This window comes from Flagellimonas pacifica (assembly GCF_900215465.1).
Taxonomy (GTDB): Bacteria; Bacteroidota; Bacteroidia; order Flavobacteriales; family Flavobacteriaceae; genus Flagellimonas; species Flagellimonas pacifica.
The window spans coordinates 144,683-162,027 of sequence record NZ_OBEH01000002.1; the positions used below are offsets into that span (position 1 = coordinate 144,683).

At 38.7% G+C, this 17,345-nt stretch carries 8 protein-coding genes and 3 tRNA genes; 10 read left to right on the forward strand and 1 reads right to left on the reverse strand.

What is annotated here, in order from left to right:
• Window positions 1-31: 31 nt before the first annotated feature.
• The 10 genes from CRO15_RS06415 to CRO15_RS06465 all read left to right on the forward strand — a co-directional run bounded on the left by CRO15_RS06415 (window position 32) and on the right by CRO15_RS06465 (window position 16,213).
• A tRNA-Ser gene (locus CRO15_RS06415) sits at window positions 32-115 on the forward strand.
• A gap of 30 nt (window positions 116-145) precedes the next feature.
• Window positions 146-220, forward strand: a tRNA-Pro gene (locus CRO15_RS06420).
• A gap of 110 nt (window positions 221-330) precedes the next feature.
• A tRNA-Arg gene (locus CRO15_RS06425) sits at window positions 331-404 on the forward strand.
• A 980-nt stretch (window positions 405-1,384) separates the two neighbouring features.
• Complete coding sequence (locus CRO15_RS06435) at window positions 1,385-5,839, forward strand: glycoside hydrolase domain-containing protein (protein WP_165769924.1); 4,455 nt, start codon at window positions 1,385-1,387, stop codon at window positions 5,837-5,839.
• Between the two features lie 450 nt (window positions 5,840-6,289).
• Window positions 6,290-8,266, forward strand: coding sequence for a DUF4091 domain-containing protein (locus CRO15_RS06440; RefSeq protein ID WP_097044995.1), 1,977 nt, complete (start codon window positions 6,290-6,292; stop codon window positions 8,264-8,266).
• A 211-nt stretch (window positions 8,267-8,477) separates the two neighbouring features.
• Window positions 8,478-10,427 (forward strand): DUF4091 domain-containing protein, encoded by a 1,950-nt coding sequence (locus CRO15_RS06445; RefSeq protein WP_097044996.1) that lies wholly within the window; start codon window positions 8,478-8,480, stop codon window positions 10,425-10,427.
• 2 nt (window positions 10,428-10,429) lie between these two features.
• The gene (locus CRO15_RS06450) at window positions 10,430-13,789 is read left to right on the forward strand and encodes a glycoside hydrolase domain-containing protein (protein WP_097044997.1); all 3,360 of its coding nucleotides are present in this window, start codon (window positions 10,430-10,432) and stop codon (window positions 13,787-13,789) included.
• A 9-nt stretch (window positions 13,790-13,798) separates the two neighbouring features.
• Window positions 13,799-14,530: a fibronectin type III domain-containing protein gene (locus CRO15_RS06455; protein ID WP_097044998.1), complete on the forward strand. Its 732-nt coding sequence runs from the start codon at window positions 13,799-13,801 to the stop codon at window positions 14,528-14,530.
• A 60-nt stretch (window positions 14,531-14,590) separates the two neighbouring features.
• Window positions 14,591-15,484: an IS1595 family transposase gene (locus CRO15_RS06460; protein ID WP_097044999.1), complete on the forward strand. Its 894-nt coding sequence runs from the start codon at window positions 14,591-14,593 to the stop codon at window positions 15,482-15,484.
• Window positions 15,485-15,607: 123 nt separating this feature from the next.
• On the forward strand, window positions 15,608-16,213 hold the full coding sequence (locus CRO15_RS06465; RefSeq protein ID WP_165769925.1) for a carbohydrate-binding family 9-like protein: 606 nt from the start codon (window positions 15,608-15,610) through the stop codon (window positions 16,211-16,213).
• A gap of 13 nt (window positions 16,214-16,226) precedes the next feature.
• Here CRO15_RS06465 and CRO15_RS06470 read toward each other — a convergent pair whose 3' ends face one another.
• On the reverse strand, window positions 16,227-17,258 hold the full coding sequence (locus tag CRO15_RS06470; protein WP_097045001.1) for a substrate-binding domain-containing protein: 1,032 nt from the start codon (window positions 17,256-17,258) through the stop codon (window positions 16,227-16,229).
• Window positions 17,259-17,345: the final 87 nt, after the last annotated feature.

Below are 17,345 nucleotides of genomic sequence, written 5' to 3' on the forward strand. Positions count from 1 at the left end.
TTTCAAAGTGCACGTTCATAATAAAATGTTAGGAGAGGTGCCGGAGTGGTAACGGAGCAGATTGCTAATCTGTCGACGCGTAAGTGTCGCATGGGTTCGAGTCCCATTCTCTCCGCAATTTTCTTTAAATTAATAGGATAGCCTTCGGGGTGTAGCGTAGCCCGGTTATCGCGCCGCGTTTGGGACGCGGAGGTCGCAGGTTCGAATCCTGCCACCCCGACAAAGCTGAATCCTGCGATTCAGCTTTTTTATTAAATTAGGTCGCGTAGCTCAGCTGGATAGAGCATCTGCCTTCTAAGCAGGCAAAATTTAACATATTGATAATGAAATGGTCGCGTAGCTCAGCTGGATAGAGCAATTGCCTTCTAAGCAATCGGTCGCAGGTTCGAATCCTGCCGCGATCACTGAAAACAAGGGTTTGCCAGCAGGTATGCCCTTTTTTTATTTTCTTTCATTGTAGCTTTTCTTCCTTTGTTTGTCACTTTAATTTATAGTCCTCAACCGAACTGCTAATTGTAACTTTTCAGTTTTGTGCCAGATATGTGCCTGATTTGTCCTAGAACCGAGATGTTCTCAAACTTAAATTCAGGATAATCTGAACTGTATTGATTTTGTACTTATTCAATTAGCAGGGTGACTTAGTCATAAAAGGAATGAAGAGGATTCAAAATCCATTGCTGATAAGGCGTGAGGGTTCGAGTCCCTCCTTCGGTACGGAAAAGTCCAATTATAAAAATGGGTTTTTTTTTGCTCGGGGTACTTGATAGGTACTTAAATTCAATTACCTCAAAGGGCATTCGAAATTTAAACGTATAAGTTTTATTTGGATTCATTTCAGGTTAATCTCAAATTGGGTTTACAGAAGTCGCAACAACCAGGGATGGTTTTAACTATGATGTTTCCCATATAACTTTTGCTGAAGAAAATTGTTTATAGTAGGTGGATTTAGTAGTGGCGTTGTGCGGGAGGTTTTGTGGTAATAAGCGATTACGTTGGTATTACATGAACAAATGTTGATATACATACAACCTCAAAATTAACTCATATTATTCTCATAGAGAATTGTATTTTTCTTGCCGTATCATACATTCCAATCTACTTTCTTTATTGTTTTCGAATTATACAATTCTTGTTTTTACTTTTCAGATTCTTTCATATAAAATCAAGCCTCACTCTTTTTTAATTTACGATACAGAGTACAATAATATTTTGACGTGAAATGGTCTGGAATTTCTATATACGAATCCACCCACCAAAGTTTCAGATTATACACACCTAAAAATCAAGTGTTTAATATAAGATTTGATAAGTCAGGATTTATAAACAACTTTTTATGAATAAAATTACTCAACTAGTAAGGCGTGATAAAAAAAAATGTATGGGCATGAAGCTTATACTTTTTGTTTGTTTGAACTTTTTTTGCTTTATCGGGCAAGGACAGTCGATACAGGGCTCATTTGAGAGCAAATTTAAACGCTATGTAAAAGGCGAAAACTTTAGTGGTACTGCAACATTGACTGATAATGAAATAGCTTGGAAAGGAGAACGTATGTACACACAGATGATAATCTGGAGTTCTTCAAATCAAAGTAATCTAACTTATGTAGTAAGCGATTTCAGCGATGGAACAAATACAATTCCTGCCTCAAATGCAACACTTTTATTTAGTAAAGATGTAAAGGGCGATATGGAAGCAAGAGCCTGTAGCAGTTATCCGTCACAACGGACAGAAGAGGTTGAGATAGCTGATGCATTGTCTTTTATGCACCAATCTACACTAGACGCCGGCAATCCAACAAAAATTTGGATGAGATTAAATATACCTTCTAATTCAGTAGCTGGAAATTATTCGGGCACAATTAAAGTAATACAAGGAGGTACAGATCAGGTTACTTTTAATTTAAATATTGAAGTTCTCAATAAAACATTGCCCGATCAAGCCAATTGGAACTTTCATTTAGATATATGGCAGTATCCATATCAAATTTTGAAGCACTATAACGATAATCATCCGGGAAATGAAATTGATATTTGGTCTCAAGCTCATTTTGATATGTTTCAGCCGTATTATGAGTTGTTAGCAGATGCAGGACAAAAGGTTATCTCTGCTCATATAAAAGAAGGCGGGCAAGGGCAACCCAGCATGGTTAAATGGACATTGAAGACCAATGGGACTTGGGAATATGATTTTACTGCATTTGATAAGTATGTAGACCTTCTTACTTCCTTGGGCATTTCAAAACAAATAAATTGTTTTTCACCAGTAGGATGGAACGGAGATGTAATACCTTATTATGACGAAGCCACAGATACCGATAAAGAATTGAGTGCTCCAGTTGCTTCTGCTATATACGATACACGCTGGGATCATTTTCTCTCTGCATTTAAAGTGCATTTGGATAGTAAAGGTTGGTTTGACAAATCAGTACTCTTTTTGGATGAAATTCATGAAAGCGAATTGCTGGATGTTATAGAGATGATAACATCAAACCATGCTAATTGGAAGATTGGGCTTTCGTTTTTTGATCCACCTTCACAACAGATCAATGATGCTATGTATGATATGTCTGGGAATTTAGGAACAGCTAGTAGTGTGGGTAGAACCAATAAAATATCCACGTTTTATACAAGCTGTGCCCAAACAATTCCTAATAATTATGTGACGCCGGATAGTAACCCAGGAGAGATGAATTGGATGGCATGGCATGTAGCTAGTCAAAATCTGAGTGGTTATTTGAGGTGGGCTTTGGATTACTGGACATTAAATGATCCACTGGATGCAAGAGATGGCACCAATACTGCTGGTGACAATTCATTGGTATATAGAAGTTCAAATAATCTTTCAGCAGAAGCTTATTCAAGCTATCAATTAGAGCATCTAAGAAACGGGATTCAAGATTTTGAAAAAATACAGGTTCTTAAATCCGAATTGGAAGGGTCAACCGACCCTATTGATCAAGAAGCATTACAAGCATTGAATGATAAAATAGACCAGTTTGGTACAGCGAGTGGCCCAGGTTCAGAAGCATTGGTTTCCCAAGGGGAAGCATTACTAAATGATATTGTGAAAGGAACTTTTACTTATTGTACAGTTAATGGTGAGGCAACAGGTACTGCCTATACCCAATGGGTAAATACTACGGGAGCTTCAGAGAATATTAGCTATTGGAGTGGCAGCTATCCTGGAGGGTATTCCAGACATACATCCGGAAAAATTCAAGCAGTAGTGGGATCAATATTCTCATTGACGATTGAAAACTCGACAGGCTCGAATTGTGCCAGAACAAAAGTATGGATTGATTGGAATAATGATGATGATTTTGACGATGCAGGAGAAGAAATTTTAAATGCTGGATTAGCAGCTTCATGCGGCAATGCTACTAGTAATACTTTTAATGTAACCGTCCCTATTGACGCTTTTGTTGGATTAAATAGAATGCGTGTGCAGGTTCGTGACTCTAACGATCCTGAACCCATATCATGTGGGAATGTATCAAATTCATCTACCACAGACTTTGATATTTCTATATTGGATACCTATTGTTCGGTTCAAACAGATTATAATCAGATTTATTATGTAAAAAAATTATCGACTGATTCTTGTAATGGGAATATTGATTTTGAAACAACTTACGTGCCTTTAAAAGGATACGAGCATCATACACAAACCGTTGCAACAGCCAATAGAAATAGTAGTTTTAATATTGATTTGGAAAATTCGGCATCTTCTGGATGTGCAAGAACCACGATTTGGGTGGATTGGAATCAGGATAATGATTTTTCTGACCCTGGCGAAGAAATTTTTACCTCAGGAATTGCTAATTCTTGTGCAAATCAATTAGGGTATAATGCGATAGTAACCGTACCATCAAATGCTGTGCTTGGAACAACACGTATGCGTGTACAGGTAAGAGATGCTTACCAGGCTTTACCAGAGGCTTGTGTTGCTGACGCAGTATCGGGTACAACAGATTTTAATATTGAGGTTATAGATAATCTGTCATTGGGATGTCCTCCTATGATACTATCGCCTTCTACTGACGAGAATCTAACAAGCACAAGTAGTACTATTAGTTGGACAAACAATAATACAGCTGTAGATAATTGGAGGCTAGAGGTGACAAGTGAAAATTTTGGAGGCGGCACTACGGTCCATTATGATCAAACTTTAACCTCATCAACACTTTCTACCTTCGTGGATAATCTGCCCAATGATGGTCGATTATTGGATATTAAACTATCGTGGCAAATCTCTGGTGTATGGAACAATGTCGTATCTACAAATAGAGCATATGATATTCATTGTTTAGTAGGGGGAGGAACGTTTGAGAGCTATTATGTACAACAGTTAACCACAACAGGAGGTAGTAGTAATATTAGCTATTCTGTTTTTGATTTTCCAAATGGAGGTTATGATTATCATGTGGATTCAAGAGCGGTTGTTGATGAAGGTTCGTCTTTTACAATTAATATAACCACTTCTTCCGCATCAAGTTGTGCTAGATTTAAGTTATGGATTGATTGGAATGAGGATGGTGATTTTGATGATGCTGGTGAGGAAATTCATAGTGCAGGGGTTTTCCAAGGTTGTGCCAGTCCAATAGACTATAATATTCCTGTTAATGTACCTACAAACTCCATTGGTGTTAAGAGAATGAGAATGCAACTTAGGGATGCTTGGCAACCAGAGCCTACACCTTGTGGTATTAATAACCATACAGCAAGTGTAGACTTTGATATTGAGGTAGTTAGTAGTAACAACATATCGCCATCAGTAAGTATTACCTCTCCAACCAATGGAACTGATTATAATACATTACAACAGATAACCATTGATGCGGACGCCACAGATTCAGATGGTAGTATCACTCAGGTGGAATTCTTTGTGGATGGAACTTCAGCAGGCATTGATACATCTTCTCCATATAGTATAAACTGGATGATACCATCATGGGGAAATTATCAATTAACGGCCAAAGCAAGTGATAATCAAGGTGCTGAAACCACATCAGCTATTGTTTCAATTTCTGCTACAGACCCTAACGGTTCTGGATGCACAGAAATTAATAACGAAAGCTTTGAAAGTAACTGGGGCATATGGAATGGTGGAGGAAGTGACGCTATACGAAGTGCGTCAAATGCAAACACAGGAACTTATTCTATTTTGTTGCGAGATAATACCAATACATCTGTAATGACAACCAATGATTTGGATTTGAGTGCCTCCATCTCGGTTAATGTGAGTTTTTCATACATAGCTTATTCTATGGAGAATAATGAAGATTTTTGGTTACAAGTTTCAACAGATGGTGGCAGTACTTATACAACAGTTGAAAGTTGGGTAAGTGGTACAGATTTTACAAATGGGCAAAGAGAAAGCGTGAGTTTTGATATTACCGGTATCTCACTAACAACAGCTACAAGAATACGATTTAGATGCGACGCTTCAAATAATAGAGATGAAGTATTTATCGATGATGTGGTTATTGAAGGATGTGGTTCTAGTCAAAGTTCAAAGAGAATTACAGAAGCTAAGGACGAATTTGAAAAACTTGAAAGGGATAGTGCCAATAACAATCCTACAATTGAAACTGAGGTAATGATTTCACCTAACCCTTTAAAAGACTATACACTTAACGTAAGCTCAAATATCTTTATTGATAAAAAGGTTTCAGTTCAGCTGTTTAATATAACTGGTGAACTGGTTCTGAACTTAGAAACACTATTTACGCAAAATAAAAGAATCGAAATACCAGTTTTGCCAGAAGGAATTTATTTTTTAAAGTTAAGTTCGGAAAACTACAATGTCATAAAAAAGGTTGTAATTACTACTAAATGATTCAAGAATCTAAAATTCTCACTTAAACTTTAGGTCTTTGATAAGGTGCAATTGTTTCATGGAATTTCCTTTGTAAACGGCAGTATTCGAAAAGTCTAATTAAATACTTTCTTAGGAAAAATAGACAGGGTTCGGTCTAATCAAAAGCCGAACTCCTGTTGAATTTAATCAAACATTTAAGTGTTTCTGCCATAATACAAAAAATGCACAACAAACAGCAATGGTGGTTGTCAGTTGAAACTTCTTTATTGAGAGATTGCTAGTTGTCACGAGAAAGGCAGATAAATCGAGTTTTAAGATACTAACATGCTGTAGATAGAGTCAAAAATAGTATCTATTGGTTTAGCAAAACTAGAGTATTACCAATATACCCCCCTTTTTTTGTAAAAAGCACACACTTGCCACTAATAATAAAGCACTTTTTTTGAAGAAAAGAAAAACGTATAAAGGATGTTAAAATTATTTGATAGAGTTAGAGTGGTTTTGGCAGTAGTCATTTTAATAAACTTAGGGTGTTCAAAAAAACAAAGGAATGATGGACTTGTAAGTAGTGAAATTAGGATGGATGACATTTCACATGTACCTGAATGGCTTAAACTGAATGTGGATGAGGTTTTTGACCTAGATAGTCTAAATGTTTGGGTGCCCACTGGAAATTTTCAGACATCTTCATTGATTAGAGTCCCGCGATTTCCACGGAAATACTTAGATACGGAATTAATTAAAAATGTAGCGCTTAGGGATTTCCAAATTTCTAATCTAGCCGATGAAACTGAATTAACATTGGAAGCAGTTAAAAATGAACAGATTTCTGCTCAAATTGCCCTTGGTTCAAAAAATGACATTACGGGGTTGAGTATTGCCGTTAGTGATTTAATAGCTACAAATGGAAACGTTATTAGTCAAAAGAACTTTCAGGTTAGATATGTAAAGTACCTTCCAATACAAAGGGCTAGAAGTGAGTATGATTGGTCACCGAAATTGGAAAATATTATTGGGGAAGGGGTATCGGGTAATATGGCACCTGATATAGTTGGGGATGCACTAATGGAAATGAAAGCAATAGATGTGCCGGCCTATAGAGCACAGCCAATATGGTTCACCCTAAAAATACCAAAGAACACAGAACAAGGCGAGTATGAAGGAGCCATTACATTGTCTAGTGATCAATATGCCGACAGGAAATACAAGCTTAAATTGATTGTCAATGATCAAGAAATTCCTGATTCTAAAGATTACAAATTCCATCTTGATCTTTGGTTGAACCCAAGTGTAATTGCTGAGTATTATGAATTGCCACTTTGGTCGGAATCACATTGGGAGATGATATCAAAACACCTAAAAGATTATGCGTCTAGGGGAGGAAGAAATCTTGCAACAACAATAACGCATGAGCCTTGGTTAAAACCCTGGATTGGCAATTCAACACGTTCTCAGATAGAATATGGGTACCATAGTATGGTTGAATGGATTAGAAGTGAAAACGGTGAATGGAAGTTTGATTACAAGGTATTTGATAAATATGTTGCTTTGGCTATGCATTATGGAATAGACGGGGATATAAATGCATTTTCTATGGCTCCCTTCAAAGATACCAAGCAAAAAATACACTTTTTGGACAAAAAAGATAATTTGTTCAAAGATTTAGAATTGGATATCCATGATGATATGTTTGAGAGTCTTTGGATTAAGTTTCTTTCAAGTTTTAAGGAACACCTTATTTCCAAAGATTTAATGGAACGCACTTTTTTGGGCTTCGATGAAAAACCTGAAGAGGATATGAAGATTCTATTGTCGACCATCGAGAAAACGGCCCCGGAGTTTTTGGATAGAATTATGATTGCAGGACACCCAGGAGGAACTTCTTATGCAACTAATTTGTCCATTTCTTATATGTTTTTTCCTGAACAACCCCTAGAACATAAAGCGGTAGTACCTGTTATTCCCACTATTGGTAATAGGACGGGCCAAGACAAAAGGACTACATTTTATTTATGTGCAGAACCAGCGCATCCTAATGCCCTGACATATTCACCCGCAGTAGAATCTCAGTTGATACCATGGTTGGCCCTGAAGTATAATACAGATGGTTATTTAAGGTGGTCCTATAATAATTGGACCAAAGACCCTTTTAAAAATCCAGTTTTTAGGCATAATCAAGGGGATGACTATTATGTTTATCCTGGGAAGGAAGGGCCTATTTCGAGCATTAGATGGGAGCTGTTAAAAGAAGGAATAGAGGATTATGAACTTTATTGGGTAGTAAAACAAAAAGGCAAAGTTTCAATAGAGTCACTCAATAAAGCTATTGAATTTGCAACCAGGAATGAAGATGGAAGGTATAAAACTGTAGAGGATTTATACATGTCTCGATCACTGCTAATAGAAAGGGATAAAAACGCTGGGCCGCTAGTGTCTAATGATTAGTCAGTAGAATTAGGATAATGTAACCATACGGGGATTCCCGTTATTCTTATTTTAAACTAAAAATATAGTCGATAATCAATGCAATTAAGTTTGCGAAACGAAAAGATTGCTAGAAATAACTGAACGAGGGATTTGAGGAAAACCATGGGATATTTTTAAACAAAGAAAACTCAGAATTCTGCTTTTATCCAAAAACCATACAAACTAGAAGATGAAATATTGTGTTGCAATATGGGCGTTGATATTCATAGTTTCCTGTAGTTTTAACAAAGGTGATGTTAAAAAAGATAAGTTTTTATTGGATGACAAGGTATCCATGGATAATCTCGAAACCATCCCGGAATGGCTTCAGTTCGAAGTCTCTAACAGCTTACCTTCAGATTCCTTGAACTTATGGATTCCAACCGGAAAGTTAGAAACATCTTCATTAATTCGTGTACCTAGGTTTCCAGTTCAATATTCGCAAGCTCGGTTGGACAGTTCTGTTTTTGATTTGAGCAGATATGATATAAAATTAATTGAGGATACTCTTCAGCACAAAATCTCAGCTTTAAAAAATGAACAAGTTTCCGCTCAAATAGCGGTCGCTGCAAAACAGCATATTGAGGATTTGACTGTTATGGTAGGTGATTTTATATCAGATTATGGAGATAAAATTTCTGCGGATAATGTAAAAGTAAGATATGCTAAATATGTCCCTGTTCATAGAGCACGTAGTGAACTGTCATGGACAGGCAAACCTGAAGAAATTTTTGGACCGGAGGTTTTCGGATTTGGTGCTCCCGATTTGGTTGCAGACCCGTTAATGGAAATGTCAAAAGTGTATGTTCCAGCATATCGGGCACAGCCCATTTGGTTTACATTTTTTGTCCCAAAAAATGTGAAAAGTGGAATCTATAGAGGAACAATAAGTATAGAGACGAAGGAATTTTCTACCAAGGTAATTCCTATTGCCATTGACGTTTCCAACAATCAAATTCCAGACGCAGAAGACTACGAGTTCTTCTTGGATTTGTGGCTGAATCCTAATGCGATAGCGGTTGCACATCAGGTGCAGCTGTGGACTGAAGAGCATTGGATATTGATTGAAAAATATATGCAAGACTTGGTGTCAAGGGGCGCAAAGACCATAACCACGACCATAACGCATGACCCATGGCAAATAGATTGGTTAAATGGTAAAAAGCGTTCCCAGACGGGTATTGGATATGCACCAATGATTCAATGGAACCTAATGGAGGCAAATACATGGACATACGATTATTCGGTGTTTGATACTTATGTCGATTTAGCATTGAAAACAGGGCTGAGCGAGCGCATAGATGTATTTTCCCTGACTCCTTTTGAGTGGGAGGGTAAACGTTACGTCACCTATTTTGATAATGCGAAAAAAGAAATGATCGAAACGGCATTTGACCAGTCCGACAGGGAATATGAATTATTATGGATTCAATTTTTAAAGGATTTTGAGAAACATTTAAAGGAAAAAGGCTGGTTTGAAAAAACATATCTAAGTTTTGACGAAAGTCCGAAACATGTGATAGCATCGATTCTAAAAATAGTAAAGGAGGGCGCTCCAGATTTTTTAAACCGTTTTTCCATTGCTGGCAAACCGCATACATCTGATATGGCTAATGCTATGTCAATATTTTACCCCCATTTCAAGCCTCAATACAACAAAGAGAAGCCTATAGGACAGGTATTATTAGAACGGAAACAATCCAGAAAAACAACAACTTGGTATCTGTGTGGAGATCCGGCACATCCAAATACGTTTTCTTACTCGCCAGCCATTGAATCACGGTTGATACCCTGGTTGACCTTAAAGTTAAATGTTGATGGCTATTTGCGTTGGGCCTACAACAGTTGGCCTGATAAAGACCCGTTCAAAAACCCCGTGTTTAACTATATACAAGGTGATGATTATTATGTGTACCCTGGAAAACAAGGCCCGATATCTTCCATACGATGGGAGTTGCTCAAGGAGGGAATTGAAGATGTCGAGTTTTTTAATGTCATCAAGAAAAAAAATAAAATACCAATCAATGATTTAAAAAAGTCAATAACGTATGCCACCCAAGATGAAGATGGGCGGTTCAAAGAGATTGATGATTTCGTCAATGCCCGGAACATTCTTCTGGGTAACAGTGATAATAAATAGCTATGAAAAACAGAAAGATAATATTAAATATAGTCGCTTCATGGTTGACTATGCTGATTGCCCAAGGTGCCGTTTTAGGCCAAGAGCTACAAGGGTCGTTTACCTCCAAATTTAAGAGATACCAAAAGAATGAGAGCTTTTTGGGCACTCCGACCCAAAATTTGAACACAGTGGCGTGGAAAGGAGATCGTTTGCAATCACAGGTGATTCTTTGGAGTGATTCGAATATTGACGGACTTTCATATGTAATTAGTGATTTGTCCAATGGAACGGATATAATCAGTAATTCTAATGTTCATTTGCGTTTTGGACAATATATCAAAGGGGATCCTGAAGCAAGAAGTTGTGGAGAATATCCGAGCCGTCCTGCAACAATAGAAATAATAGATGCCTTAGGAACACAGCAAATAGTTGATTTACCTGCTTCCGATCCTATCAAATTATGGATTACCATAGATGTTCCTGCAACAACACCTATCGGAAGTTATTCTGGTACGTTTACCGTAAATGGGGGAGCAGAACCCTTGGTTTTCGATGTCACTCTTGAAGTGGTCGATTATACCTTGCCCGATAGACCTGATTGGGATTTCCATCTTGACTTGTGGCAATTTCCGGTGAACATACTTGATAAATATAACGCCGAGAATCCAGGGGCACCTATAGCCATTTGGTCAGATGAACACTTTGCATTGTTCGAACCTGCATATCGTTTGCTGGCGGATGCAGGACAAAAGGCAATTGCGGCGCATATCAAGGAAGGTGGCCTCGGAGCTCCCTCTATGATACGTTGGATAAAAAAGATAGATGGTACTTGGGAGTATGACTTTACAGCATTCGAAAAGTATGTCGAAGCATTGATGTCTTGGGGTATCAGTGGACAAATTGATTGTTTTTCTCCAGTAGGTTGGTTTGAAGATATAATACCCCATTGGGATGAGGCCACCAATAGTATGGTAGACTTAGATGCACCACTAGGATCTGCGGTTTATAACGAGCGATGGGATGATTTCTTAACAGCGTTCAAAATCTTTTTGGATAGTAAAGGTTGGTTTGATATTACGGTACTGTATTTAGATGAAGTGGAGCAAAACAAACTGGATGCTGTTTTTAGCATGGTCAATGGAAATGACAATACTTGGAAAATAGGAATAGCACATACCAGTGCTTTATCCTCTACAAATAGCGACAAACTATATGACGCTTCAGGAATCTTAGGTACATCATCCTCCAATGGGCGAACGGGAAAAATCACTACTTTTTATACAAGTTGTACCCAAACCCACCCCAATAGTTATGTTACCCCCGAGAATAGTTTGGCTGAGATGGTATGGATGGGATGGCACGCTTCAAAGGAAAATCTTAATGGATATCTGCGCTGGGCATTCGACAATTGGAGATTGACAGACCCTTTTGATGCACGTGATGGCGCCCATACTGCTGGGGATTTTGCGATGGTATATCGTACTTCAAACAGTACGCCTATCGATTATTTGCCAAGTCTTCGTTTGATAATGCTTAGAGAGGGTATCCAAGACTACCAAAAGTTGAAAATTGTAAGAACCCAATTGGAAAGTTCTTCTGACCCTTATGATCAAGAGATTTTGGCCGCATTGAATCTAAGGGTCGACAAATTTGGGGCTACAAGTGGGGGTATTGCGGAAACATTGGTCATCGATGCACAAAATTCGATTAGCGCCCTTGCATTGGGTGAGTTTTCATACTGTAGGGTTGCTGGAGATGCTGAGGATTATTATTATGTGGAGAAAGTAACTTCCTCAGGAGGTACCGAGGATATTGATTTTTCCACAACGCAGTTTCCCGTATCAGGATATGAACACCATTTTAACACAAAACTAAGTTTATTCCCTGGCCAAGACTTTAGCTTACAGATACAAAACTCGGCAGCATCGAATTGTGCCAGGACCACAGTGTGGATAGACTGGAATGGTGATGAGGATTTTGAAGATGCGGGAGAGCTGGTTTTTATGGGAGGGGCACAAAATAGTTGTGACAACAATATTTCTTATGACATTTCCTCGTCGGTTCCATCCGGAATCGATCTTGGAACAAAAAGAGTCAGGGTACAGGTAAGAGAGTCCAGTGAAGAAGCCCCTCAACCTTGCGGCGACACAACCAAATCAGGTACTGTTGATTTTGATTTGGAAGTTGTGCTACAAGACCCCTATTGTGAAGCCAAGGGGGATGATTTTTTGGAATATTATGTTGATGGGCTGACCACCGAGGGAGGAATTACATCAAATATCGATTTTAGTTCTGGCGGTTTCCCGTTTGAAGGATACGAATACCATACAGAATCAAAAATTGATGTGGAGACGGGAGGTTCGTTTACCTTGAATTTGGAAAATGCTAGCACCTCTGGTTGTGCGCGTACCAGAATATGGATAGACTGGAACAATGACAACGACTTTGAAGATGACGGGGAAAATGTCTACAACAATGACATCTTCCAATCCTGTGAGAATACCACGAGCAAGTCTGTTTCGGTTCAAGTACCAAGTGATGCTATCCTGGGAACTACTAGGATGCGTATTCGATTAAGGGATGCTTGGTTGGATGAACCAGCTCCATGCGGAGTATTGAGTTTTTCAGGCACAACTGATTTTGACATAGAGATAAAAAAAAAGCCATTCAATCTCGCCAATGACAATTTCACCATAAAGACAACAGGGGAAACCTGTCAGGATAAGGACAATGGCAAAATTGAGATTACTTCTGCAGAATCGTTCGATTTTAAAGTTTCTATTGATGGTACTGAATATGAATTTTCAACTTCCTTGAGTGTTGAGAATTTAAAACCGGAAACTTATCAATTCTGTATTACTTCGGATGAGGAACCCACCTTTGAGCAATGTTTTGAAGCCATAATAGCAGATGCAGCTACTTTATCGGCAAAAGCGGTGGTGTCCCAATTTCAGGGAAAAACCATCGCCAGCTTACAGATTGAATCGGGCAGTGCACCATTTACCATTAAAAAGAATGATGAGATAGTGGGAATAACCTTGGCCAACACTTTTGAAGTAGAGGTTCAGCATGGCGATATCCTTTCCTTGGAGACTGATAAGCAATGCGAAGGAAGTATTCTTCGTACCATAAACGTACTGGCAAAAGTCATTGCTTTTCCAAACCCAACATTTGATATGGTTCAAATTGTTGTTCCGCAACATGGAAAAAAAACTGTTGGCATTGATGTAATCAACTTGAATGGACAACATGTACTTTCCAAAGAACTTGAACTTGTACGGAATGTGGCGAATTTGTCCGTGTCGGCACTTCCATCGGGAGTATACTTTTTGAGATTGGAAAATCAAATGGAAACGCCAATAAAAATTGTGAAGCAATAAAGAATCATTATGAAGAGATGTGAAATAAGAAGCAGAAAGATGGTATTAAGAGGAATATTTATGATATTGTCCATCAGTATGATTATGATTTCATGTAGCAGTAGTGGTGGGGATGATCCGCTGCCACCACCACAGGAAAACAGTGCGCCATCCGCACCAGCATTGGTATTTCCGATTAACAACATGCTCTGTATTGATAACGTGCTCCAATTTGATTGGGAAGCATCGACCGATTTGGATTCAGATGTAATCACCTATGAGGTCCAGGTGGCCACTGACAATCAATTCACGAACATTGTACATACGTCAAGTACCAACGATACCGATCAAGAAATCACCCTTGAAAAGGGAGAGGCCCACTATTGGAGGGTAAGAGCAAAAGATACGAAAGGTGGCGAAAGTGAATATTCCACTATATGGCAGTTTTATACCGAAGGTGACGGGGAACAAAATCACTTGCCCTTTGCCCCAAGTCAGGTATTTCCCGTAAACGCAAGTGAAATAAACGAAAGTTCAGTGGAACTGAGATGGTCTGCTAATGATGTAGATAATGATGTTTTGGGCTACAATGTATTTTTTGGGTTGGGGAATCCACCTAATAATATAACTGAAGGGCAAACAGAGAATACGATTATCATAGATGAATTGGAATCTGGTCAAACCTACTACTGGAAAATAGAAGTGCTTGACGGAAATGGCGGTAAAACTATCGGGTCTTTATGGAGTTTTCGAACATTGTAATATCTAAATAGAGCTCACTAGCTAATTACCTATCTTTATTGTCAATAAAAGTGTTTAAATATGGACGTTTTCAAGGGGCAAAATTTTCTAGAGTTCTCCGATCGGTTCAAAACGGACTTAGATTGCAAGGAGTATTTAGCAGAAATTAAGGCAAAGACTACATATAAGTGTAGCCGTTGTAACCATAATGCCTATCAGTCTCTAAAGGATTTTGGAAGAAAGTGCAATGTTTGCAGCCACATTGAATCCGCAACTGCGGGTACATTGTTCCACAAGGTGAAGTTTGGGGTCAGGAAGGCCTTTTTCATTTGTTTTGAGATGGCGACCAGTACCAAGAGCCTGTCTGCCAGTTATATGGCGGTACGCTATGGGGTCACCGAAACCACCGCCCGCCTTTTTATGCACAAGGTCAGGGAAGCTATGGCATCCAGTGGCAACCACCCTATGGATGGTAAGGTGCATGTAGACGAATTTGTCTTGGGCGGTAAGGATGAAGGCAAGACCGGTAGGAGTTACGATAGCAAGAAAAAGAAAGCGGCTATAGCGGTCCAACTCACGGAAGACGGTAAGATCAAACGCATGTATGCCATGCGTATAGAGGATTTCTCGGCAGAATCGCTCCAGTATATTTTCGTAAACCATATCAGTAGGGAAGCTAAGGTGACCACCGATAAATGGAGGGGGTACAGGCCTATCGCAAAAGCATACGATATTACCCAGATCGAAAGCAACAACGGTCTAAATTTCAAAGCACTCCATACCATGATCCATCAAGTTAAGTCTTGGATAAGAACTACTTACTCGTGGGTAAGCGAAGGGAACTTGAACCGCTATTTCAACGAGTTTTGCTATAGAATCAATAGATCACAGAGCAAGGATACTATTTTCAATAATCTTATCCGCAGAATGGTTGAGGCAGATGCCATGAACCAATCAAGATTGATGGGTAACTAAATATTGACCTCTATATCTAAATTTATCCTCTGTTATTTGCTACTATTTACTCTCTTGATACAAATGACTCCTGACTTACCATCTAAGAAGACTTATTCAGTCAAGAAATTACAACCCCAAGGGGTGAGTAATAACCGCTTTCTGTTACCAACCGAATGGGAAAATGCAATAGTATTAAACGACTTTGAACGTCCATGGGAGAATACTTTGGAAAAAGGGACTGAATTTAAAGCTCTTTATGACTCGAAAAATTTATATCTAAAATATGACGTAATCGATGACCATATCCTTACTTCACCAACATCGAAGGACAAACAAGAGGTTGCCAAAGGAGATAGGGTGGAAATTTTCTTCAGTTGTGATTCCGATTTGAAAAAGTATTATTGTCTTGAGGTGGCCCCGAACGGCGGGGTATTGGATTATTTGGCCTCTCATTACAGAAAGTTCGATATGAATTGGTACTGGCCGCAGGAACATTTTTATATCAAGGTCAACCTAGGCAAAATGGCGTATTGTGTAGAGCTGACTTTAAGCCTACAATCACTTCAGGAGTTAGGAGTGTTAAAAGAAGGAATTCTTCGAGCAGGAATTTTCAGGGCGGACTGTTTCTCATTGGGGGCGGAATCCAATGAAGACCCTATAATCGAGTGGGTTACTTGGATAGACCCAGAGACCGTGCAGCCCGATTTTCATGTGCCTACTGCTTTTGGAACTCTAATATTGGAATGAGTCCGCTACTAGGCTATATATAGCTCTTCACGTTCTCTGAATTGACAATTTCTATAGGTAAGAGCTGTTGACTTTGAAAATCCTTTCCAAACATTAAGCGCTCTATAATATTTTTTAAGCTCAACGAAGCCTGTAATTTGGGTGCTTGGTGGATAAGAAATTCTATGGTACCCTTTTTAAGGCATTCAATGTTCTGTGGTAAAAGGTCATATCCCACTATCTTGCCCTTCTTCTCTATTTTATCCAAAGCCTTTACAACCTCAAAGGTCTTCGATGTGGTCACAAAAAAAGCATCCAAATCGGGATGTGTTTTCAAGGTATCCCCCAGACCTTGAGCAATTTCTTCCGTCTTAAAAGTTAGGGTCAAAATGTCCTTTTGGTCTACCTTGGCACAAAAGAAATCCCTAAAGCCATTTTCTTTTTCCTGCATATGCAGCGCATTGTTAAAAGCCTCATCAATATGCACTATCGCTATTTTGGATGCTACTGGACTCAAGTTATTGATGAGTTTGGCCGCGACCCTTCCACTAAGGAACAAATCCTGCCCCACGTGTTGATAAACCTGTTTTCGGGGTGGACTATTAAAAGTTGCAGAGAAAACCCCTTTCTTATCCAATTTTTTCAGCAACCGTTCACTTTCCTTATCAAAAAGGGGTACGAAAACCAATGCATCCAAATTTTCATTCAGCAATTTATTTCCGGCCATAGTAAACGAACGTGGTTTTGAAGGGTCAAAAAATTCTAGACTGATTTCCACGTCAAAACCTTTAAATTCCCTTACGGTATCTATCATTCCTATTTTGCAAGGTTCCCAGTACGAATCCTTTTTGGGATCGGGAACAAGGGTACAAATCTTGTAGACCTTGTTACTCTTGAGTGAACGGGCAATAGGATTCGGCGCGTAGTCTAATTCCTCAAGTACTTTTTTGACTTTTTGAACAGTCTTTTTTGAGACTCTTCCTCTATTATGAAGAACCCTATCCACGGTACCAATGGAGACCCCGGACTTTTCGGCAATATCCTTTATCGCGTATTTTTTTTTCATCCCTTGAGCTAAAGTATTAAAAAAGAATATCAATTTGCGTTAACGATAACATTATTTTTGCGTTATCGTACACATTTTTTATTATAT

Coding starts and splice junctions, on each gene's coding strand:
- CRO15_RS06455 (WP_097044998.1), top strand. CDS start 13,799: ATGAAGAGATGTGAAATAAGAAGCAGAAAGATGGTATTAAGAGGAATA.
- CRO15_RS06440 (WP_097044995.1), top strand. CDS start 6,290: ATGTTAAAATTATTTGATAGAGTTAGAGTGGTTTTGGCAGTAGTCATT.
- CRO15_RS06450 (WP_097044997.1), top strand. CDS start 10,430: ATGAAAAACAGAAAGATAATATTAAATATAGTCGCTTCATGGTTGACT.
- CRO15_RS06445 (WP_097044996.1), top strand. CDS start 8,478: ATGAAATATTGTGTTGCAATATGGGCGTTGATATTCATAGTTTCCTGT.
- CRO15_RS06435 (WP_165769924.1), top strand. CDS start 1,385: ATGAAGCTTATACTTTTTGTTTGTTTGAACTTTTTTTGCTTTATCGGG.
- CRO15_RS06470 (WP_097045001.1), bottom strand. CDS start 17,258: ATGAAAAAAAAATACGCGATAAAGGATATTGCCGAAAAGTCCGGGGTC.
- CRO15_RS06460 (WP_097044999.1), top strand. CDS start 14,591: ATGGACGTTTTCAAGGGGCAAAATTTTCTAGAGTTCTCCGATCGGTTC.